The 22,510-nt window shown below is 59.7% G+C and carries 16 protein-coding genes; 1 reads left to right on the forward strand and 15 read right to left on the reverse strand.

What is annotated here, in order from left to right; translation table 11 throughout:
- Nucleotides 1–26: 26 nt before the first annotated feature.
- The 10 genes from L6439_RS26800 to L6439_RS26845 all read right to left on the reverse strand — a co-directional run bounded on the left by L6439_RS26800 (nt 27) and on the right by L6439_RS26845 (nt 13,753).
- Nucleotides 27–2,693: an acetate and sugar kinases/Hsc70/actin family protein gene (locus tag L6439_RS26800; RefSeq protein ID WP_213469792.1), complete on the reverse strand. Its 2,667-nt coding sequence runs from the start codon at nt 2,691–2,693 to the stop codon at nt 27–29.
- Nucleotides 2,694–3,023: 330 nt separating this feature from the next.
- A complete protein-coding gene (locus tag L6439_RS26805) occupies nt 3,024–3,725 on the reverse strand; it encodes an iron-dependent peroxidase (RefSeq protein WP_213469791.1) in 702 nt (233 codons plus the stop codon).
- Nucleotides 3,716–5,002: a normocyte-binding protein gene (locus L6439_RS26810; protein WP_168181323.1), complete on the reverse strand. Its 1,287-nt coding sequence runs from the start codon at nt 5,000–5,002 to the stop codon at nt 3,716–3,718. Before L6439_RS26810 ends, L6439_RS26805 begins: the two co-directional genes overlap by 10 nt.
- Before the next feature lie 717 nt (nt 5,003–5,719).
- Nucleotides 5,720–7,762 carry a PP2C family protein-serine/threonine phosphatase gene (locus L6439_RS26815; RefSeq protein ID WP_213469790.1) on the reverse strand — a complete coding sequence of 681 codons (2,043 nt, stop codon included), beginning with the start codon at nt 7,760–7,762 and terminating at the stop codon, nt 5,720–5,722.
- Nucleotides 7,763–8,167: 405 nt separating this feature from the next.
- Nucleotides 8,168–9,010 carry a PP2C family protein-serine/threonine phosphatase gene (locus tag L6439_RS26820; protein WP_237096662.1) on the reverse strand — a complete coding sequence of 281 codons (843 nt, stop codon included), beginning with the start codon at nt 9,008–9,010 and terminating at the stop codon, nt 8,168–8,170.
- 13 nt (nt 9,011–9,023) lie between these two features.
- The gene (locus L6439_RS26825) at nt 9,024–9,551 is read right to left on the reverse strand and encodes an FHA domain-containing protein (protein ID WP_168181321.1); all 528 of its coding nucleotides are present in this window, start codon (nt 9,549–9,551) and stop codon (nt 9,024–9,026) included.
- Between the two features lie 68 nt (nt 9,552–9,619).
- Nucleotides 9,620–10,195 carry an FHA domain-containing protein gene (locus L6439_RS26830; RefSeq protein WP_172878922.1) on the reverse strand — a complete coding sequence of 192 codons (576 nt, stop codon included), beginning with the start codon at nt 10,193–10,195 and terminating at the stop codon, nt 9,620–9,622.
- A gap of 266 nt (nt 10,196–10,461) precedes the next feature.
- Nucleotides 10,462–10,929 carry a J domain-containing protein gene (locus L6439_RS26835; RefSeq protein WP_213469788.1) on the reverse strand — a complete coding sequence of 156 codons (468 nt, stop codon included), beginning with the start codon at nt 10,927–10,929 and terminating at the stop codon, nt 10,462–10,464.
- A 101-nt stretch (nt 10,930–11,030) separates the two neighbouring features.
- Nucleotides 11,031–11,456, reverse strand: a complete 426-nt coding sequence (locus L6439_RS26840) for a membrane-associated protease 1 (RefSeq protein ID WP_168181319.1) — start codon at nt 11,454–11,456, stop codon at nt 11,031–11,033.
- 128 nt (nt 11,457–11,584) lie between these two features.
- Nucleotides 11,585–13,753, reverse strand: a complete 2,169-nt coding sequence (locus tag L6439_RS26845; RefSeq protein WP_168181318.1) for a transcriptional regulator — start codon at nt 13,751–13,753, stop codon at nt 11,585–11,587.
- 570 nt (nt 13,754–14,323) lie between these two features.
- On the opposite strand from L6439_RS26845, the gene L6439_RS26850 reads away from it, so the two are divergent.
- Nucleotides 14,324–16,411: a vWA domain-containing protein gene (locus L6439_RS26850; protein WP_237096663.1), complete on the forward strand. Its 2,088-nt coding sequence runs from the start codon at nt 14,324–14,326 to the stop codon at nt 16,409–16,411.
- A gap of 68 nt (nt 16,412–16,479) precedes the next feature.
- Here L6439_RS26850 and L6439_RS26855 read toward each other — a convergent pair whose 3' ends face one another.
- From L6439_RS26855 to L6439_RS26875, 5 genes are all read right to left on the reverse strand, one after another.
- The gene (locus L6439_RS26855) at nt 16,480–17,517 is read right to left on the reverse strand and encodes a serine/threonine protein kinase (protein WP_237096664.1); all 1,038 of its coding nucleotides are present in this window, start codon (nt 17,515–17,517) and stop codon (nt 16,480–16,482) included.
- A gap of 123 nt (nt 17,518–17,640) precedes the next feature.
- Nucleotides 17,641–19,443: an MASE4 domain-containing protein gene (locus L6439_RS26860; RefSeq protein ID WP_213469787.1), complete on the reverse strand. Its 1,803-nt coding sequence runs from the start codon at nt 19,441–19,443 to the stop codon at nt 17,641–17,643.
- A gap of 179 nt (nt 19,444–19,622) precedes the next feature.
- On the reverse strand, nt 19,623–21,179 hold the full coding sequence (locus L6439_RS26865) for a DEAD/DEAH box helicase (RefSeq protein ID WP_213469786.1): 1,557 nt from the start codon (nt 21,177–21,179) through the stop codon (nt 19,623–19,625).
- 217 nt (nt 21,180–21,396) lie between these two features.
- Nucleotides 21,397–21,615 carry a YwbE family protein gene (locus L6439_RS26870; protein ID WP_168178108.1) on the reverse strand — a complete coding sequence of 73 codons (219 nt, stop codon included), beginning with the start codon at nt 21,613–21,615 and terminating at the stop codon, nt 21,397–21,399.
- 74 nt (nt 21,616–21,689) lie between these two features.
- Complete coding sequence (locus L6439_RS26875) at nt 21,690–22,301, reverse strand: class I SAM-dependent methyltransferase (RefSeq protein WP_213469785.1); 612 nt, start codon at nt 22,299–22,301, stop codon at nt 21,690–21,692.
- Nucleotides 22,302–22,510: the final 209 nt, after the last annotated feature.

The raw sequence follows: 22,510 nt of genomic DNA on the forward strand, positions 1-22,510 counted from the left end.
CAGCCCTCCTTTCCGTTCTGTCTCGATTATTTCAAGCCGTCGAAGAAATCCAGCTCCGACAGATCATTCTCGAAGGCATAGAACTGCTTCGCGCCGATATAGAGCTGCTCGTTCAGCCGCGCGACCGGCACGGTGTCGAAGCCCCAGCTGCCGTCGCCGGCGAAGACGAACCATTTGGCCTCGCCGTTGGCAATCGAGTCCGTATCATCCTGCGGAATCCGATCGCCGTATTCCGCGGCGATCTCCTCGTACCGCACCGGGCGATATGTCGTGAAATCATTGGCGTATACCGCGACATAGCGCAGCTGGCCGTCCGCATTGCGGATGTTGAACTCGATCTCATGCGCCCCCAGCGGACGCGAGATTGAGCCGCTCGCCTGATCCAGCCGTTCGTAGCTCGCGATCAGCAGCTTCTCCTGCCCCGTATGGGTCAGGGCGCTGACCGAGTACGGCACGATCGGCGCCTGATTCGTCAGCCGCGCTTCAATCAGCCCCGCCTTCCGGGCGCTCAGGTAGCGAAGCGCGCCGCGCAGGCAGGCCAGCTTCAGCTCCGGCACCTTGCCGGAATCATCCGCCTTCTGCCGGAACTCGATCGCCCGCCCGGGCACGAACTCCTTCAGCGCTTCCCGGAACACGTCGATCCGGCACGATTGGCCGGTCAGCTTGATGATGGAATAATCCTGCAGCCGGCCGTCGCGGAAAAACTCGTCCAGGAACTTGTGCACAATCGCATAAATGTCGGCCCGAATAAGATGGTTGATCTCCTGAATGTTGAACACGACATCCGGCGGCTCGTGAACGTCACGGAACTGCCCGTTCTCCCGCAGCGACAGGCACCACCGATCCAGGACCGTCAGATGCAGATCCTGCTCCGCCCGGCTGCCGCGCCCCGAATCGAAGCGGCTCCGCAGAATGCCTGTCCGGCGGAAAAATTCCTTCTTCATCCCGTCCGCCATCTCCCACAGGACGTAGAAATTGTTCCGCACCCGCTGATACTCATCCCGGGAGCGGTGCTCATATTCCTTATACCGGGTCGGAATGACAACCTCCGCCTCGCGGTAAGCGGCGTCGAACGCAGCATAGACCGCCTCCGACCCGAATTCGTCCACATGGCGGTACAGGTCGGCCGCCGGAATGTCGATGAGCGCATCGATATCCGGCACCGTCCCGGCCAACGTTCCGCCGCCGCGGTAATACCCGGCGAAGACGATTTTCATGAATTGCATGATCCGGTACGTAATGTTGTTGCCGCCGAAGTTCGTATCCCCATTTTCATAGGAGGTATGGATGTCCAGCTTGTAGGCGATGTGGCCATCCTCGATGCGGAAGCGGCAAGAAGACAGATCGGTCGTCCCTCCGCCGCAGTCGATGACCAAGGCCTTGTATTCCTCCCCGTCGAGGAAGCGCTGCTGCTCCATCTGATTGGCAATCGTGTTGTACAGCACGGCTAACCCTTCATCGAGCGCATCGTCGGACTCGATCCGGTATTCCGGCAAAATATCGGCGAACATCTCGATGAACTGCTTCTTCAGCTTGACCGGGCCCGACAGATGAAGATGCCGGAAGCGGCACTTGAACTGATGCTCCGCCATGCGGATGACATGGAGCATATAAGCCCGGATCAGCTCCTGCCGGGACACCGATGCCGCGTTCCCCTGGGCATCCATCACGTCCTCCCGCTTCTTGTAGTTGTTCACCCACCGCTTCATGCCGTGGAAAACGGTGGCGCTGCCGCTGTAGCCGTTTCTTTTCCGGTCCCGCAGCGCATCGTAGCCGAAATGATAACGGATGCGCTCCGGATCGGAGCAGTCCGCCACGCCGATGACGGTCGGAAGCACCTCGATCCAATCCGCATCCGCAGACGTCGTATCGGGGAACGCCACATAGTTGATCCGATCGAGGCGAATGCGCCCGCTCAGCACGTCGTTCGTATTGGGCGAAGCGATGTAGCCGCTGTCCAAATACGCTCCGGCCGTCGTATTCGAGGTGCCGAAATCGATCGCCAGGACGGCATCGGTCTCCTCCAACTCGCGGATGTCCAGATCGGTGACCGGAATTTTGTAATAATACAGATGAGCCGGCGGAAGCGGCGTGTCGCGGTAATACGTGCGGTACACATATTCGGAGACTGCCCGCGGGAAGAAGAGCAGGCTGTACTGGCGGTTCGCCGTCTTCTTCACCTCGGCCTCCTCGGCCATCGCCAAATAAAAGCTTCCCGGCGCAGAGCCGTCCTTCACCAGATTGAGAATGGCGCACAGCTCCAGATTTTCATTGACGAGCAGCACGTTCGATTCGGCGATCTCCGCCCCCGCCTCGACATGGTAGCCGTCGAACCGATCCAGCTTCAAGCCGGAGTACAGCGTAATCTTCGCCGGAATCCGGATGCCTCCGGTATCGGTCAGCGGCGTGCCCAGATACTTTTTCATGGCCGCCTCGACCCGCTCGAATCCGCCCGGCCGGACGCCAGTGATGAGCAGACTCTCGTCTGCGCCCCGGTATTTCATGATGGTCGCGATCAGTTCGTCCCGATCCAGCGTATGGATCAGCCCCTCGATCAGCTTCTCCCGCTGGCATATGTTCCGGAGCTGGAATGTCGTCATCTCCAACAGTTCCTCCCGGTGATACTGCGCCCGCTTCCGGGCATCCTCCCGGCGTCCCGGCTGCGTATACAGCTTGTACGAGTATCCGGCCATAAGTTACCTCTCCCTCCGGCTGTCAACTTCGTGACCTGCCCTAACATGAATGGCCCATCCTTGGTTGCCACCATTGCGATGAACCGATAGCTTAACGTGCTTAACTATGCCATTGCATTTCTTTGAAAAAACCCATCGTTCCCCCTGGACAGTCTGCTGCTGCAGGGAAAATCCGCCACCACAGGACAGTCTGCTCCTAAAAGGCAATACAGGGCACCGGGCACTCTGCCATTACAGAGCAACCCGGGCCCTGCTGGACAATCTGCCAGCTACTAGAGGATCAAGCATCCGCCACTCCCGAGCAGTCCGCTTAGAGAGCAGCCTCCCGGCCTAATACAGAGCAATCCGCCCCAACTGCATCGTGTCGTCCATCTCGATAATGCCGAAGTGATCGCGCCAGTAGACTTCCGTATGGAAGCGCGCCGGCAGGAACAGATCCGTAATCAGCTCTACCTTCGCCCGGACCGGCTCCGACTTTTCCTGGCCGACATAGATGAGCAATTCATCCTTGTCCTCGCAATTCACGTAAATCGTCGAACGGCGAAAAATGCGCCGCATCGTATCCCGCAGCAAATAAACGGCCTCGCCCGTCTCATACAGGCGCAGCACATTGCACGCCACCGCTTCCTGCTCATCGCGGGTGAACAGCGGGATCGCTTCGCTCACGCGGCGGCCGAACCGTCCCTCCGCCATATCGCGCAGCACGAACCGGATATAATACTCGCGCAGGTTCATCCCCTGCCGGCGGTCAATCCCGGTCAGGAAGTGCAGAATGATATCGAACAACGCATGCCGCAGCTCGGTATCCTCTTCGTTGTTAATATCGAACAGGTCCTTGAACAAGTCGTAGAAGCGGTAGTATGGATTGACCTCGACCTTCTCCAGATGCTGCAGCGCGCGCGTGTTGAGATCCTCGAGGCTGAGCTCCATATAGGGCGAGTAGACGCGGGCCGGAGCGAACCGGATATCCTTCGCCTCAATGCCGGCTTGTTCCGCCTGGATGATCAGATCCCATATATAATTCACGCCCATTCCCCTTCACACTTGTATTCCGGAAAAAACATCTGCACTTCCGACACGAGGAAGCTCATCTGATCCTGAAGCAGGAAGCGCTCGTTCTCCTCCGACTGGCGAGCCCGGAAGGCGAGCCGCATCACCTTTTTGTCCCGTTCCGTGCGGACATTGTCGCTGACGAACGGATTCATCTCGTACGTCTGGGGAGAGCCGTCGCTCCGATCGCGGATATCGACCCGCTCCAGCTCAAGCAGGCGAGCCGCATCGAACGCATGCACGATGCGGATGATCTCCCCCGTCGCCCGCACAATCTGCCCCTGCCGGCGGGCATATTTTCCGATGAAGCCGTCCGTTCTCCGGTTAGAGACGAGCGGGTAGCTCAGGCTGCCGAGGCGGGAGGCGACAGGCTGGGCGATTTTGAGGACGCTCCAGATGCCCGCCTTCTCCTGAGGCGACACGATCGTCAGCTCATCCCGCGAACGCTTGATATAGCGGATGTTCTCCTCGTCGCCCTCCACCAGATAGCCGTGCTCGCTGCCCGTCTTGTGCAGCGACAGCACATGCTCGTAGTTGATCCGATCGGAGGCCGGAACCGGGAAGCCGCTGTTCTTGATGGCCAGCCGCTCGATATTCCAGAGCGGAATGACATCGACCCGCTTATATGGCTCGTATTCCTCCAGATCGACCGTAATTTCGCCGATCTCCTCATCCGCCTGCGGCACGGGGTCGCAATGCGTCAGCAGCACGTCGACGAATTTGTAGGCGTACGGATGATTGACCGTCTTCCACGGCACATTGTTCTGCTGGAACACGTGATACAGCTTCTCGATCTCTTCGATATAGCGCCGGCTCTGCACGAGCCGGACCGAGATCGGGTAACGGCCGCCGGACGTAATCATCTCCCCGCGGAACGTTCTCTCCCCGTCCAGCAGTCCTCGAAGCGATGCATAATCGCATTCCAGGAACAGCGTGAACAGCAGCGCCTCTTCCTTCCGCTGCATATGGTCCAGCAGCCGGCTCATGTCGATCAGCTTCGGCGCCGCGTCCTCCGGCAGCATCGGATGCAGGAAGTCGTGAATCGGATCCAGCTCGTCGCGGCGGCAGAGCGAGACGAAGACATCATGCTTCTCTTCGCCGTCCTCCACCTCATCGAACACTTTGCGCTCCATCTTCCGGTTCATCTCTTCCTGATACTCCACCAGATTGAGGAACAACCCGGTCATCAGCTGCTTCAGCAGCTTGCGCTGCTCCAGATCCTCCATTTTGCTTAACCGATCGGAAATGATATCCTTCATGGCGATGATTGCCCCTCCTTCTCCTCCGCTTGCCCGGTGACGGGCAGGCTCCTTGGTGGCGGGCATGCTCCCTGGCGGCTGCCTCTCTCATGCCTCGCTGGCACGGCATGCCCTGCCGGGTGTCTTGGCCCCGCTCTCCCGTACCCTGACTGTCCGGCATGGCTTCCTGCGGGAACGTCCGCGAGTCGGCATCAGGCAGGTAAGCAACGGCAACGGAAGCGACCCGGCAGGCAAGTTCCCCAAGCGGGGAGTGTCCGCCACGGATGTGTCCGGTTGGACACCACTGAACAGGGCGGACTGCCACGATAGCGCCGGCGAATCCCCCTCGACGGTTGAGCCTGCAACGGGTGCGTCCACGGGTGAAGGGCTGCTCTCGGACCCGCTCGCAGGAAGCAGGCTGCAGATCCCGCAGCGCCGCCCCTTCCCGCCCAGGACACGGTATGCCGCGGACAAGATATGCCCTGCACTTATTCGTCACTCGCATGTTCCGGGCGCATCCGGGCAGAAAATCCTGCAAAACTACAGTTTTGCATGGTGGTCAGTGCCCGCTCCGCATCAATCCTGCAAAAATGCAGCATTTTGGCGGTCCATCCCCGGATTTGGCCCGCTATGGGCAAAATTGATGTAGTTTTGCAGCAATTTCCACTTTTCGGCGCTGGTTCCGGGGAAAATCCTGCACGGGTGCAGGATTTCTTGATTAGCTCGCCTGAACTGGCATTATCGCGTTGGGGCGTCTTCCGCTTCTGCGGAGTCCGCCCCTGAATTCATGGCCGGGTTCGTGCTTGAACCGGAGCCGGAGTTCGCGTCCGGATTCCTCGCGGAGCCGGAACCCGAACTCGCATCCGGGCTTGCACCTGCACCCGAGTTCGTCCCCCGGTTCGCACCCGAGTGCTCGCTCGTGCCCGCACCGGAGTTGGCGCCGGAACCCCGGGCCGCACCCGTACCGGATCCCGCGCCCGAATCGGCTCCCGCAGCGGCGCCCCCATTCGAGGCGCCTGCGGTTCCCCCCGCGCCGCTTCCCGTCCCGGAAGCGGCAGCGCTGCCGCCGCCGAAGCCTCCGCTCTGGCCGGCGGCATGGGTTCCCGCTGCAGATGGCGCTTGCCCCGTCCCTGGCGGCGTTTGCCCAGCCGCAGACGGCGCTTGCCCCGTCCCTGGCGGCGCTTGCCCCGCACCGGCCGCTGCCGTGCCGGCCCCGGTGCCGTCCGCGCCGGCGGCAGGCGGCGGCGGATTCAGCTTGTCGACCGCCTTGTCGATTTTTCGCTCCATCCCCAGTACCCGCTCCAGCATGTCAATTTCCTGATAGATCTGCTGCGCCGCCGAATAAGCGTCAATCGCCCCGACGTAGTCCTGAGCGGCGAATTGCTGATCGCCCTTTTTTTCGAGCTTGTCGCCTTCGAGCAGCCGCTTCTCCCGCTTCAGCCCGGTGACCTTCGCCTCCGCGTCCTCCAGCTTCTTGCGAATCTCCTTCTCGCCGTCGACGAAGCCCTCCTCGATGGCCGCCCGGCGCGCCTTCTGATACGAGCTGCGCGCGCCGACGAAATCCTGCGCCTCGAACTTCATGTCTCCTTCCTGCACCCAGCTCATAATCTGCATATAAAGGTTGGCGCGTTCGATTTTCTCCTCGAGCTCCTTGTGGTTGAACTCCTTGTACGGCTTCGCTTCCTCCTGCGCTTTGACGTATTTGTCCAGTGCCTTGGCGAAGTCGCGTTCCTTGAAAAATCCGTCTCCGTCCACCATTAACTGCATCAAGCGCTGCTTCTTGTCGAACAGATCGCGATGATAGCGGTCCTTCAAGCGCTTGGCCATATTTCGCGCCTCGCTGTACTCGTTCACGGCCTTCGCATAATCGCCTTCCTTCATGTGCGTGTCGGCGTTCTGCTGGAACTCAATCATATTGGCGGCCGCCTCCGCCTTGCGCGCGGCTTCCTTCGCGTACAGGTAGATGGCGCCGCCTCCCGCCACGGCCAGGATCACCAGCGCGATGAGCCATTTCTTGAGCTGCCGCCACTTCCGCTTCGGATCCTCCTTGAACGCCTTGTTCACGTAGACGGCGACGGCGGTATAATTATTGACCGTGCCGCGCTGCTTGCTGAGCAGCACGTCCTCGAGCGTGTCGGTGAAGTCCTCCGGCTCCTTCGCCTCCTCGAGCGCATCCAGCATCTCGAGGCGGTGCACCTCTTCCCACAGGCCGGGCGTGCAGAGCAGCAGCACATCGCCGTCGGAGAGCGGCGCCTTCTTCGAGACGAACGGCTCGAAGCTATCGGGACGGCCCATATAATTGAGCAGATTATGACGCTCCGCATGATGGTCGACCGCCGCGTCAGAGATCTCGCCGCTATTCGCCATCGCCTGCGCCAGACTCTGATCCTGGCTGCGCCCGAACAGGCGTCCGCCGCGGAAATGATACAGGCGCGCATGGCCGGCCACCGCCCAGACGATTTTCGAATAGTCCGTGACGACCAGGATGAGGCTCGCCTTGAGCCGAACCCGGCGGCTCTCTTCCCGGAGCCATTCATGCGCTTCCTGCATATACCGCTTGAGCCGCAGCGGAGACATCGTCGGCTTCTCGGTGAACCGCCCGAGGATGCTCTTCACGACCATCTCGGCGCTGTCCGCCTCCCGATCCGCGTCGAGGCCGTCGGCGACGACCCAGCAAGCCATATCGTCGAGCTCGACGTAAGCGAAATAATCCTTGTTATGTAGAAAAGAACCGGCTTCCGACACGAAGCTGGTCTTGAAATCGCTGTTCTCCTTCCTCATCCGTACCCCCGCTTTTCCCTATTCCGCACGCAGCGCTACAGGCTCTCCTGCGCATATGGCGCAGATGCCGCCCCGGCTCACCGTCTGACCGGCTTTTTCGGCTCCTTGCATTCCGGCGCAGCGAACGCCACGGCCCTCCGGCCTTTTACCTTCCTGCGCTCCAAAGGCCGCGGCTTATTCAGCCCTTCAGCTTCCGGCGCAGCAAATGCCACAGCCCTCCGGCCTCTTAACCTCCTGCACAGCGAGTGCCGCGGCTTATCCAGCCCCTCAGCTTTCGTCGCGCCCCAGGCTACATCCGCTTCGATCCCGCAAGCTCCGGTCCCTCTGCTCCCGGTACCGCGAATACCCGGATTCCGGCGCACCGGCAGACTCACGGTCGAACCAGGCCAGCCGGCTCGTCCACACTCATTCATGATCGACGATGACAATCGTCGCGTTGTCCTGATTCGCCAGCCCTTTGGCCTCGATCGCCTCGATAATCTCCTCCGCGGCGTCATTCGGCGATATCGGCTGGGATAGAATCGCCTCCAGCTCCACCTCGGCCATCGTGTTGTAGACGCCGTCGCTGCACAGGATGATCCGGTCTCCGGGCCGGAGCGCGAACGGCTCGCTTCCCGTCTCCATCCGGGCGAAATGCTCATAGCCCAAATAATTGATCAGCCGCTTCCGCAGCGGATGATCGATCGCTTCCTCCTTCGTCAGCTCCCCTGCCAGGCAGCGTTCCTGCAGCACGGATTCCAGCGTATGCTTCTCATTCATCCGGATGAACTCTCCGTCCCGGAACACCATGATGACACTGTCCCCGACGGCGGCCCAATACAGCCAGTCCCCGGCAATGACGCCGGCGACGAGAGTCGTTCCCCCGGGAGCGCCCTGGAGCTGCTGCAGGATTTCGGAATTGCTGACCTTCGCCGCCTTCGCGAAGTAGTCATGCACGTCCCGGATATCGGACAGCTTCAGAAATTCACGGATGAACACGGTCACGGCAATCGTGCTCGCCAGACGCCCATGGGCGAGGCCGCTGATGCCGTCGGCCAGCACGGCGGCGGTGCCGTGCGGAGTCGTTACGCTGGAGAAATAATCATCCTGCTCGTCCCGAGTGCCGATCGTCTGCCCGTTCCCGATCGGAACTCCCGGCTTGTCGGCAGGGGCGTTCGCCAGCAAGCGGCGCCGCGCCCCGAGCAGCAGCAGAATCGCCGCCGCCGCGCCGAGCACGATGATATACGGCACCCATTCCTGTAATTCCATCGGGATGCCCATATTAACCTTCGTTGTGGTCCCACTCGAAATGGACCCCGCAGAGCGGAATAAAGATGAATTTGCTCCGGCCGAGCTGGAGGACGTCGTAAGCGGCCAGCTCTACCGGCGTATATACCGCTTCGTTATTGTGATAGGCCAGGCCGGAAGCATCGCCCGGCAGGAGAAAGAAGTTGCGCTTCTTCGGGTCGTACACGATGACGGCGTGATTCCGCCGCGAGATCGCATTGTCGCCCAGAATGCGGATATGCATGTCCTCGGAGCGTCCGATGAAGTTCTTCTCGGCGCGAATCCGGTAGTCTTGGCCGAGCTGGGGACCCTCGATGCAGACCAGCCAGCCCGTTACCGGATCGATGCCCGTCGTCTCGCCGAGATAAGGCATCGTCTTCTCGTCCTCCTCCGGCCGCACCGGCTTCTTCGCCGCCGTGTCGCCGCCCGGCGCCGCCTCCACCGAGATATTGCAATAGGGGCAAATATTGCCGTGCTTCCGCGTGCTGAACATGTGCCCGTTGGCGCATCTTGTCAGACTCATCCTGTTCATTCCTCCGTTACTCGATTCTTTGTAGAGGTGGTGATTCTATCGACATGGCGATCATGGCGCTATTTGACCACGATTCGCGTATTGGCAATGCAAATAATATCGCCGGATTCAATCCGGTACGGCCCGTCTTCCTCCAGCCGCTCCGCCATCCTGCGCCCGGCCGGCTGAATGCCGACGCCGTTGCGGGAATCGAGGTCCTCCAAGTACCAGCTTCCCGAAGCATAATTGAGCACGGCGTGATGCTTGCTGATGAGCGACGCGTATTCCGAATCCGACAGATCTATGTCAACCTCGCTCTGTGCAGAGCTCTTGCCGATAAGCAAGGAAGTTTCCCCATGGATGTACCATTCCTTCACGCTCTCCCCCTCTTCGTCCAGGAGAACGAGCTTGGCAATGGCCGCGCCGTCCTGCCGGCGCTTCATGCGGCTTCGAGCCCTCCAAGCAGCATAGACGGCTGCCCCTGCGGCAAGCAGGACGCCGACCGCCACCTTCAATACCAGATCCGCATTCCCTATGTACACGTAGAACAGTGCTGCCGCCGCAATGCCGGCAATCAGCACATCGATAGCCACAATCCAGCCGGAACGGTGCTTCCGGTCGGAATGGGCATCTTCATAATCCGCTTCATACCTCACATTCGATTCCTCCAACAGTCCAAGGATCCGGTGCCAAGACGGACCCGTCCAGAATCAAGATGCCAATGTCGCCTTTTGCCTTGACTTCTTCAAGTGAATCTAACAACCCGACTTAACTCTGACTTCTCCGCATCTGGCCGCCGCCGCGGCCCGCCCGGTTAAGGGGGAGCCGGATGCGCCGGCCTCGCTGCCGGACGCGCTCCGCGTTGAAGAGCACGCCATGCCTGCCATAAGGCAGACCGCTTCCATTCGGGCTGTGCCGCCCTTCACTTTTTTCGCATGCCGAAATACCGCTGGAACATCGCCGCCGCGTCAATCGGCTCCGATGCTTCCTTGCCTGTACCCTTCATGCCGATCGGCTTCTTCGTCTTCGGATCGAACCCGAAGAACCGGGCGAAGTTCGCCTCCACGTTCCGCGGATCGAACGGTTCCTGCGCGGAAGCCCCCGCGGCTTCGCGCGGCCGTTCCGGACCCGCCCCCCGCTTCCCGTCTTGGCCGAAGGCCTTGCAGGCCTTGCCTTTCCCGTCCAGCTCCTCATCGTACGCGGATCGGGTTGCCTCATCCTGGAGCACCGTGTACGCTTCATGAATCCGCTTGAACCGCTGCTCGGCTTCGGGGCTGCCGCCGTTCACATCGGGATGATGCAGCTTGGCGAGCCGCCGGTACGCCTTCTTGATCTCGTCCGGCGACGCGCCGCGGCTCACGCCCAGCACGTCATAGTAATTCGCAGCCATCCGCGCCCTCCCCGCCTCTCGCTAAGAAATAAAATTTAAGAGGCACGAAGCCTCTTAAACTTGGATTGCATGTACCGATATCCGCGTGTCCGGGAGCCCGATTACATCGGGTAACCGCCGTCGATCGTAGCGAGTTCGGTTTTGTCTTTCTTTTGCTTGATGTAGAGGCTGAATGTCCCAACCCCTTCCGTGTCGCCGTATGTCTCGGTGTAATCGACGACGAACGCGTTAGGGAAATAAATCTTGCGCACGACTTGGTCCGCCGCGATGACTTCCAGCGTCACCTTGCGGTAGCAGTCCGCCTTCTCCGCCGGAACGAGCGACCACAGCGCCAGCTTCTTCGTGTCGTCGGCATTGTCGCCGTCGGTGGCCGTGATGATTTTGCCGGAGATGCGCATGGTGGCGCCGACGTCGGTCGATCTTGCGTTGGAGTCGTCCGGCGTGTCGGTGTCATAGACGACTTGTTGAATGTTGTCCATGCCGAGCTCGATTGTTTCTGCACCTTCTACTCTGAGAATGAATCCCATGGATACTACCTCCTTGAATGTGGATGAAATTGATGCCGGAGGCGATGAACGCTTCCGGGATTTATGTAGAGAGGCGAGCCTGGTGAAGCACGCCTCCAACATACGTTGCCAGAATCCGGCCATGCGGGTTACGCCTTGACCGGCGTCGTGCCCTTCGTGATCATGACTTCAAGATTCTTCACATTGCCATTGAACACGAGATCGATATGGCACAGATTGCTCTTGTCATCGATGATATAGGACATGTCGTCGCCGTCTTGAATGATGGAGTTGACATACCCGCGCGTACCGAGCCATTTGCTCTTTTGGCTGCTTGGGTTGTTGCTGAAGAACTTGACGATGTTCTCATGCTTGAAGTCGCCCGTCTGGAAGCGCAAAATGCGCTCGATATACGTGCTGACCAGGGTCTTGTAGAGCGGATCGAACCCGCCCTCCGTCATCGCCATGCTTCTCGCCTTGTACACCGTGATGCGCTTGATATCCTTGTCCTGCAGCTGGGCATTCTCGGAGGAGAAGACGAAGCCGAAGTTTTTCCGGTTAATCGCATCCTTGATGTTGTTCGTGAAGCCGGTAATCTCCTTCGCCATGGTCGTGACGGCGCGCAGCGCATGGTCGCTGGCCTCGATATCGAATCTAACGCCCGGATATTCCCGACTCACGTTTTTGAAGGATTCGCGCAAATATTCCGGACACTGGTACGCAGCCACGATGCCGGCGGCAACATAAGCCGCTCCGATATAGACGCCCTCGATCCACAGCTTGAGAATATCCTCCTTCTCCTTGGACAACTGAACGCCATGCTCCGTCTGCAGCATGCGGCTGTCGATGACGACGCCGGACTTGTCCTTCGGAATGACCGTGAAGTTCGGGACGCACGGAATCGCGAATTCGCTGTAATCCTTGCGCACCATAACGCTGCACTTGTCGATATATTTGTCGAGGCCGGAGGTCGCCATGCTGCTGAAGGTGGTCTCTTCGCCCGTCTCGAAGCTGAAGAAGACCTGAACCTTGTAGTCCTTGACGACTTGAAGCAGCATCGTCAGCGACTCCATCGTATTTCCATCCTGCTTCACGGCCTTCCCGTTGCCCCGGAAGCGCTCGCGGGTCACCTTCACCTTGCCCGCCGATTCCAGCTCCACCGAAGGCACGATGCCGAACCAGATCGTGTCGGAGAATTCGTTTTTGGAGTTCACCGTGTTCAGATACGTCTCCAGGCGCGGAATATTGTTGCTCTTCACCGTCATATCCAGCGTGGCGTTCGTGATGAGCAGCGACGGCTGCATCCCTTTATTCTTGGTTGCATACTGGTCGAAGAACATGCGCACGCCCAGGATTTTCTCCACAAGCGGCTTGACAGTCTTCACGAAATCGTCCTTCGCGTTCTTGTAAAACTCCAAATAGGTATTGTAATTCTGCACTTCCGTCTCGACATCCACCTCGGTCTGCACGACCGGCAGCGGACAGAACGTGCGGACGACCAGGTCCTTCACATAAGCGGACGGGGTCTCGGAGATCGACTCGTAATCTTCCTCGAATACGGTGGCCAGCCCGGTGCTGGTGTTCTCCTCCATCAGCATCAGCTCGGTGCTCTCGCTCTTCGGCGCCTCGATAATTTTCAGCTCGCCCGAGTCTCCGATCGTCAGCATCCCGATCTGAATCGCTTCCGCCTGATTCTCCTCCCGGGAGCCGCCGAGCAGAAGGCGCGTCTTGATATCCTCGATCGCGAGCGGCAGCATCGCCATCACGTTGTTGTAATTTTTGCTCGCATCCTCGAACATCGTGTTCAGCTTGTCGCCGAGATCGAGCTTCTTCGGATCGCCCTCGTCCAGCTTGTCATACTGGGTGTACAAGTAATGAATCTCCTTCCGCACCTGGCGGATGTCGTCCATCACCTTCTTCGGCGAGATCATGTCCAGCAGATTCTCGAATTTGAAATCGACGTTGGTGATGCCCTGGCTGCGCTTCGTGTCGATCAGGGTGAACAGCATTTTCAGAAAATCGTTGCTCTGATCGATCTTGATCTCCGAAATGCAATCCTCCGCGATCCCCTCCGGCTTCTTAAGCGTATACATTACTTTCTGGTTCGCCGCGTTGAAGAATGAATAGACGCTCGGGGAGAACTTGTCCAGGAACTCGTCGAAGCTGCGGACAAGCAGATGCTCGTTGATTTCCTTGATTTTGTCATCGCTCAGACTGTCAATCCCTCTGACATCGCCTACGATGGTCAGAAGATCCAGCTTCTCCGGGTTGATCTCCTCGAAGAGCATGGCACGGTTCGTTTGGTTAATGATGTCCATGTCGTTCAGCAACATGATGCCAAGCGGTTACGGCAGGGCCGCAGCCGGCTTGCCAATCATATGCTCCTCCTTTCTATCGCTTGCTGCATGTATTGCCTCGGGTGAAGCGGACCATCCGCCCTGGCCGGGCGCACGTCCTCCCGTAAGAGGGAGCGCTCGCCTAAGCCTAAGGCAGGAGGCGCATTTCCTCTCGGATTCCTTGAGTATAAAGACTCTTCCAGCGAACAAACAGGATTTATGCCCCATGACGTATTGAACAATAACAACTAATTTCATGTAATCGCATGGAACTATATTTTCCGCACGGCAATCTTTCGCACGAACGAAAAAATATGGAAATCGAGCTTATTCGACTTTATCTTAAAAATATTTGTCCCGACGTGTCAATGAGTCTTCAAACCGGGACTTTAATCCCAAAAATCTAGTCATTCAATGACAACAAATGTCGAAACGTGGAAAAGCTATTTAGATTTCCCTGCGAGAATCCGATTCTATTATTTGGAATTGTAAGGATTGCCGAGAGGCTCCTGGATGACGATATAAATACCATTTACAGGAAAAGGTGATAGAATGAAGAAAATGATGTCCAAGCGCGGCGGATGGTTCAAGGGGCTGGCGGCCGCGATTGCATTGCTCGTGCTGTGGAGCGGCGGGGGAGGCGGAGCGCCCGCATCGGCAGCAGACAAGGCCGGAAGCCAAGCCGCCCATGCGGCCTCGCGGGGGATTGACGCCGTCTTCGTCATGGACGTCAGCTATTCGATGAATGAGACCGACAAAGACGGCATCGCGGCGGAAGTCATCAATATGTTCATGGATATGAGCGATTCCGCCAAGACCCGGATCGGCTTCGTCGCCTACAACGACCGCATCGTGGAGACGCAGCCGCTGACGTCCATCGCTTCGCCGGGGCATCAGGCGAAGCTGAAGCAGAAGCTGCAGCATATGCCCCGTTACGGCTATACCGATCTGGGGCTCGGCCTGCGCACGGGCGCGGACATGCTCGCCTCCGACCAAGAGAAAGGCGGCGTTCCGTTCCTCATTCTGCTGTCCGACGGCGGCACCGACTTCGGCTACGCTTCCCGGGGGAGAACGGTGGAGGATTCGAACCGGGACGTGAAGCACGTCATCAAGCAAGCCCAAGCCCAAGGCTATCCCATCTACACGATCGGCCTGAACCACGACGGTTCGGTCAACAAGGAAGAGCTGGAGCGGATCGCCAAGCAGACGGGCGGAACCTCGTTCATTACCGACAGCGCGGATGATTTGCCCGATATTTTCAATCAAATCTTCGCCCGTCAGATTCAATCCGTTCTCGTGACGGTCGCCGCGGTAACGGCAACCGGCGAGCTTCAGGAGGTGAAGGTGCCGATTCCGAATTCCAGCATGAGCGAGGCCAATATTATATTGCTCTCTTCGCATCCGCTGCGGGAGGCCCAACTGTATTACAGTTCCAAAAACGTGCGTTTGTACGAATCGAATAAATACCGTCTGATGAAAATCATCCGTCCAGAGCAGGGAGAACTGGTTATCAAGCTGCGGGGCAAGCCGGGAGATTTCGTCAAAGTGAATCTGCTCGGGAACTATAGTTTGGGACCGGAACTGGTTCTGGAGTCCCAGGAGATTATAAAAGGGCAAAATACGAAATTTTTATCATACCTGCAGCATCCCGACGGTTCCCGGCTGGAGGATCCGCCTGTGTTCGACACGATGCAGGCGGAGCTTGTCGTAACCAATCTTGATTCCGGCAAGGAGGAACGGACGCCGCTGGCAAGGAAGGGGAACGGGTTCGAGGGGGATTATATTTTTCGCTACTCCGGCTCATACCGCTGGCATGTCTATCTGCATGGCCCGGACTTCTACCGCATGAGCCCGGAGACCGAACGGAAGGTGGAGAACCTGCCGCCGGAAGCGGTCGCGGCCGGGCCTCTCTCCCTCACCAAGGAAGATGGCGAAGCGCGCATCGATCTGCGGGAATGGTTCCATGATCCGAACGGGGATGAACTGGCCTTCCGGCTTCAGCCGGAAGCGGACAATAAGCTGGAAGGCGCTTATATCGAGGATTACTGGCTTGTCGTGACGCCGCGGAAGACAGGCGATGCCTCGCTCGCCGTGCAAGCCTCCGATCCGGAAGGCGGCACCGCCGTCTCGACGCTGGCCTTCTCGGTGCGGTCCTACTGGGAGCTGCCGCTTCGGATTGGAGCCGGTGTCTTGATCGCGGCGCTGATCGGGGGCGCGGCCTACCTGTGGCTGCGTCCGCGGCCCAAGTTCGCCGGGCGGCTGGAGGGCTACTTCCTGAATACCGCCAGCGGCAATGACATCCCGGTGGCCTTCTGGCCGTTGTCATCTTTCGATAATCGCCGGGTCAGTCTGGCCGATCTGTTCCGCAGCCTCGACATTCATGAGCCGCTGCCGGAAGCGGAGCGCATCCTGCTGGAGCCGGGGAAGGATGGTGTGCTGAGGGTGGTTCACCATACGTCGTGCGCGGTGGACAAGGGGCGGACGCCGATTCCGAAGGGCAAGAAGGAAGTTGTGCAATACAATGAGAAAATCTATGTAACGTTCGAGGACGGCATTACCGAGATCGAGCTTCGTTATAAGCCGCTCAAATCGGGCGCGGCCTCCACGGGGCGCCCGAATTCGCTGCCGGAATCGGGCTGATGCGGGAAGAGCCGGGGCGCAAGCCCCGGCTCTGTCTGTTATTGCTGTAGGAGCACCCGGGCCGCAAGCTAGCTCCCGCCCCGGGATATCGGCTCATGCTCCGCCTGTTCCGGCAGGCGGCGGCCTTGAAGCCTCTCCTTCAGCGACCATTTGAGATGCTCCGCATACAGCGCGATCCGGAACGGATTCAGCGAGGCGGGGCGCTTGCGGGAATGGATGGCCAATCCCTTCGTAATGACCCGGGCCAACAGAGGGGTCGTGCCCCTGCTCCGCTGCCGGATCGGCTCAACCTGATCCCGGAACAGCCGTTGGGTCACATCCAGCGGCGGCTGGCCGCATAAGCAGAAGTACAGCGTGGCCGCCAGGCTGTATATGTCGGCGGCCGGATCCTGACGCGACGTCTCGGAGTACAGCTCCAAGGCCGAATAACCCGCCGTCGTGAAGATCGGCTGCCTGCCGCCCGCTTCATAATGCACCGCCGATCCGAAGTCGATCAGCTTCGGTTGTCCCTCCCGATCGACTATGATATTCCCCGGCTTGATATCCCGATGAATCAAGCCCTGTCTATGTATATATTCGAGCGCATCGATGATCGGCAGCATCGTCTCCTTGTAGAATCGGCCCTGGGACGGGGCCTGTCCTTCCCGAATATATTGCCCAAGCGTCATCCCCGGACAATAGGCCGTCACGAGATAGACCGTTCCGCCTTCTTCGAATTGATCGACATATTCCACGATGCAAGGATGGCTCAACTGCGCAAGCAGCGGCCCCTCCTTCGCGAAAATCGCCCGCTGCTCCTCGAACTGCGCCCTCGCTCCAGGCACGCGGCAGCGCACGGAGCGCCGATCCCGATCCCGCCCGGCCAAGGCTTGCGGGAAAAATTCCTTGATCACGCACCATGCTCCGCTCTCCATATGTCTCGCTTTATAGACGATGGACAGCTCTCCGCTCGACACCACTTTTCCTATTCGATACTTGTTATGCAGCCTCGTATTGCGCTTCAAGGCCGACTCGTTGACTGTCTGTGCCACCTGTCTCCCCCGCTCCGCCGTCAGCGCCTGCATGCCTCTGCTTGCCCCCGGCGCCGTGCCTGTTCTTTCATCCATTGTAGCAAGATCCCCCAACATTTTCTATTTCCTTGTCAACATTCCGCGGCATGCACCATTTGTCGACAAAAAAACACCCCGCCCTTCCGGCAAGGTGTCTATGGCGGCTTTGCCTCCGCATGTTCATCCTGGCGCGCCGCCTCCGTGCGTCCTGACGCGGTTGCGCCCGTCCCGCTTGGCCGCGTACAGACCCCGATCCGCCATTTGCACGAGGGCTTGCGGATCTGGACCATGCTCCTGCCGCCCCGGAATCCAGGTGGCTGCGCCAAGGCTGCATGTCACAAAATGGCTCACCTCGGACGCCTCGTGGGGAATAGCCAATGATTCCACCTGCAGCCGGATCCCCTCGGCGGCAATCGTCGCATTCATCGCCGGGGTATGCGGCAGAAGGACGGCGAATTCTTCCCCGCCATAGCGGGCCGCGACAGACAGCGGCTGAGTCGCCGCGGCCTTGACCGCCTGGGCCACCTGCCGCAGACATTCATCCCCCGCCAGATGCCCGTAAGTGTCGTTATACCGCTTGAAATCATCGATATCGAGCAGAATGAGCGACAGCGGACGGTTCTCCTGCTTCATTCGCTCCCATTCCTGCTGCAGCATCAAGTCGAAATAGCGGCGGTTGTATACCCCCGTCAAGCCATCGGTATAGGAGAAATCGGTCAGCAGCCGATTCGCCATTTGAAGCTTCTTGTTCGCTTCCTTCAGCTTGTCCTCGGCGGCGATGCGGTCGGTCACGTCGCGGAAATAGATGGATACGCCCTGGCCCGTCGGGAAAATTCGAAACTCCAGCCAGCGCTCCCGCAGCTTGTCATATTCCGTGAACCCCGCCGGCTCGCTGCGCTCCATCACCCGATGCGCCATCGAATACAGTCCGCTGTCGAGCAGGCAAGGGCTGACGTCCCAGAGCGATTGGCCCTTGACCGCCTCGAAGTCGAGTCCGGTGTATTTCTCCGCTTCCTTGTTCATATAGGTATATTCCCATTTCCGATCTACCGCAAAAAAAGCATCCGTAATGCTGTCCAGGATCGTCTCCACCCGCTCCTGCGACTGCTTCAGCGCCGCTTGCGACTGCATCAGCCGGAAATACAACTGGTTCAGCTCGTGGAAAAACACGGTCAGCAGCGCCGTCGACGAGACAAAGGAATTGAATCGGGCCGCATACCATCCAATGCTGTACCGCTCTCCGGCGAAGAGCGTCAGGTTGATGTCCATCCAGAACATAAAAGCGGACATCGTCAGCCACAGATGCAGCAAGCTCTGCGCCCGCGTCGCGATAAACAGGCAGACAAGGGCGAGTAGATTGAGCAGCCACAGCGCGGGACCGATTCCCGTGCGAATCATCAGCCCGTAATGATTCTGTTCGACCAAGACAGGCAGCTCGTCCCGGAACTGCCCGAGCAGGTACGCCAGCACAACAATCACCAGCAGCACCGTGCCGAAGATGGCGATGACCGTCGCCTTCTCCCGGCGTTCGGTCAGGGCCGATTTCCATGTCCGGAGACTATAGGTGTACAGAAGAATGCCGAAAGGAAATCCCCCATGCCAGATCACCCAGAACCAGATCGAGGTCTGAGGGCCGGCATGCAGCAGGCCCATATCGGAAAAAATGCCCGGAAAGGTCAGCAGATACGGAATCGTAATCAAGCCGGCGAACCAAAAGGCGGCCGCAAGCAGAAGTATCGGCTTATACCCCGTCGCCCGGAACTGCACATACAGCAAATAAGCCGTCATCAAATTCCCGAACACAATCCAGGCAATGAAAACAGGCAGGAAAGGCCGGACCTCGGGCAGCGGCGTGTCGAGATAGGGACTAATCAGCAGCGAGATCGCCAAGACCCCGATGCTGACAAACAGGGCGGCCTTTCTCTGCACCGCTGTCGCCGGAATGTTAATCAGACTCGTTAACGGGTCGCGGATGCGCAGCATGGAGTGGTATCAACCTTTCGTCATTCAAGGGCTCATTTCGTCGAATCGTGTCACATCTTATTCTCATAGTAACATACAATCTGCCTGTGAAAAGGAAAAACCGGGTCCCCCCATCTCGGGAGTGCCCGGCCCTTCCTCGGTCTTATGCCATTCAGCTTGGGCGGCTTCCGCCGCACGCATTACTTCCGTCTGCGCGGCGCCTTCCCCCTCTTGCCCGGGCCTGGCGCGGCGTTCCGGCCGGAGCGCTGTCCGCTCGCCGACGCTCCGCGCTGCCGGCCGCCCGCAGCGGCCGGGACATGTTCGCGGCGGGCAGCCTGGGACGCGCCGCGGCCTGGGCCCCGTTCGGTCCGCCCCCGGCTGTCGGGCCGCCGGTGGTCTGCCGGGCGCTCCCGACCGGCTCCCTCGCTGGCCGGGTTCGGCCGCCGCGTTCGTTCGCCGCGGCCTGCGTCTTGCCCCCGGCGCGCCCCCTGGCGGCCGCCCGCATCGCCGCCGGCTCTGCGGCGCTCCGGCCCCGCTTCGGCCATGGCGCGCGCACCTGCGCTCCGGCCGCTCCCATGCCGGGCGGATCCGCGTCCGCCCGGGCCGCTCTCGCCGAGCCCGTTCCCGCCGCGCCCGGCGGACGCGCCGTCCCGGCTCTGCCGCCGCAGCTTCATCCGGATGCCCTGCTCGATGAGGGCGAGATAGCTCTCATCCCGCGGCGCGGCCAGCGTAATGGCCCATCCGGCTCCGCCCGCACGCCCCGTCCGGCCAATCCGGTGAATATAGCTCTCCGCATCATGCGGGATATCATAGTTGAACACATGCGTAATTCCCTCCACGTCCAATCCGCGCGCCGCCAGATCGGTCGCCACCAGCAGCTGCACCCTCGCTTGCCGGAACCGCTTCATTACCTGTTCCCGCACCGCCTGGGTCAGATCGCCATGAAGCTCGTCCGCATCATAGCCCTTCGCCTTGAGCGCCTCATACAGCTTCTGGGCCCGCCGCTTCGTGCGGCAGAAGATGACCGCCTGGTAAGGCCGATGCTCATCAAGGAGGCGGAAGAGCGTATCCTGCTTCGCCCGATCCGTCGTCTCCACCACCATCTGGCGAATCTCCTTCACCGTCACCTGCTCCGCCTCCACCCGGAGATCAAGCGGCGACCGCATGAAGCGCGCGGCGAGCGCCCGGACCGGCTCCGGCATCGTCGCCGAACAGAGCAGCGTCTGCCGGCTGGACGGCGTGTGCGCGATCACGTCCTCCACTTCGGGGAGAAAGCCCATATGCAGCATCTGATCGGCCTCGTCCAGCACGAGCATGCGGATGCCGGAGCCGTCGAAGGTGCCCCGGCGCAAATGATCGGTCAAGCGGCCCGGCGTGCCGATAACCAATTGGCAAGCTCCCTGAAGCTTGCGGATCTGCTTCTCCACATCCTGGCCTCCGTAAGCGGCCAGCACATGAATGCCTCCGGCTCCCTCCGGGGCCGAATCCGTCAGCTTCTTCGCCTCTGCCGTAATCTGCAGCGCCAGCTCGCGCGTCGGCGCGACGATAAGCGCCTGCGCCCGGGGCTGCTCCGGATCGATCCGCTGCAGGATCGGGAGCAGAAATGCCAGCGTTTTGCCCGTTCCGGTCTGCGCTTGCAGCACGGCATCCCGGCCAGCCAGCGCGGCGGGGATGGCTTGCATCTGAATCGGCGTCGGCGCCGCAATGCCTTGCTTCGTTAATCGATTCGCCCATTCTTGGCGAATTCCTAGTGACATAAAGCCTGACAGACAGGCCACCTCATTTCTTCGCTATGCATATGCATCGGTTTCTCTAGTGTTCATTCACGTTTCATGGATTCGTCCGGCAGATTCGTTCCACAGAGTCATACCTTAATTCGCTCCGGGATGCGCTGCTTCGCCTCGGAACGATTCCGGCCCTGCTTGCCGTCCCTGCTTCGATCCCGCGGCCTCCGTTCGAGATCCGCGGGCAAGTTCACGGTCCCGAATCGCCAGATCCGATAATCCGCTTCACCCGGCCGACCTGCCCGTCCTGCAGGCGAACCTTGATGCCATGCGGATGATAAGCCGAATTCGTAAGAATATCTTTAACGACGCCCCGGGTTGTCTTGCCGGTGCGCTGATCCTGCTTCAGGACAATATCCACCTCCAGGCCGGGACGGATGCTCGCCCGCTGCTGACCGCTCTGCTCCATATGCTTCCCTCCTTCAAGCACGGCTTTCGCCCGCCCCGCCCGATCAAGCCGGGCGCCTCTTCGGATGCCGTCCTCTATTTGCGGCACACGCCGACGCCGATGAAATACCGCACTCCTTCCCGCGGCTTCTCGAACGTGACGCCGCGCTGGTAGTAAATCTCCGTCTCCGCGAACCGGGTGAACAGCTCCGCGAATTGCTCCGGCGTCAGCTGATGCACATGGAACGGCTCGTTCGTCGGCATCCCTCTCCCCCTGCCGAACGGACTCGACAGCACGAGGACGCCGCCCGGGTTGAGCATCCGGTACAGGTTGTCCATCAATTGCCGATCGTCGGCCACATGCTCGACCGTCTCGAAGCTCAAGATCGTATCGAAGGCGCCCAGCTTGGCCGGCAGCTCCGGGTCCGTCGCATCCCCTTGCATATGCGTCACCTTCTGATGATGGTATTCCCGCCGTGCATATTGCAAGGTCGGAAGGTCATTGTCGACAGCGACAATTTCCGTCACCTCCCGCTTGCGCTCCTTCGCGACCAGATGGGAGCCGTACCCGGTCCCGCAAGCGATATCGAGCACCCTGCCCCGCGCATACGGCGTCGCAAAGTAATAGCGGGCAATATGCTCCAGCAGCATCCCGTTCATCGGCTTCATCAGTTTGGGGATAATGCGTTCCCCCGTCCATTCCAGCATCCATTCACGCTCGATTCCGTTTTATTTTCCCCATGTTACAGGAAAGCAGGCAAAATTGCTACTATTCAATCCGAACCATCCGGCCGTCAAGAGGGAGATGACGAACGAACGGCGTTAGCCGCCGCCCCTCGGGCGGGTCGCTCTCTTTCTTCCCCGGCACAAGCTTTTCGTACAGGTTCTTTCTTCGTACAGGTTTTTCGTACAGGTTG

The sequence above is a fragment of the Paenibacillus dendritiformis genome (genome assembly GCF_021654795.1).
Classification (GTDB): Bacteria; Bacillota; Bacilli; order Paenibacillales; family Paenibacillaceae; genus Paenibacillus_B.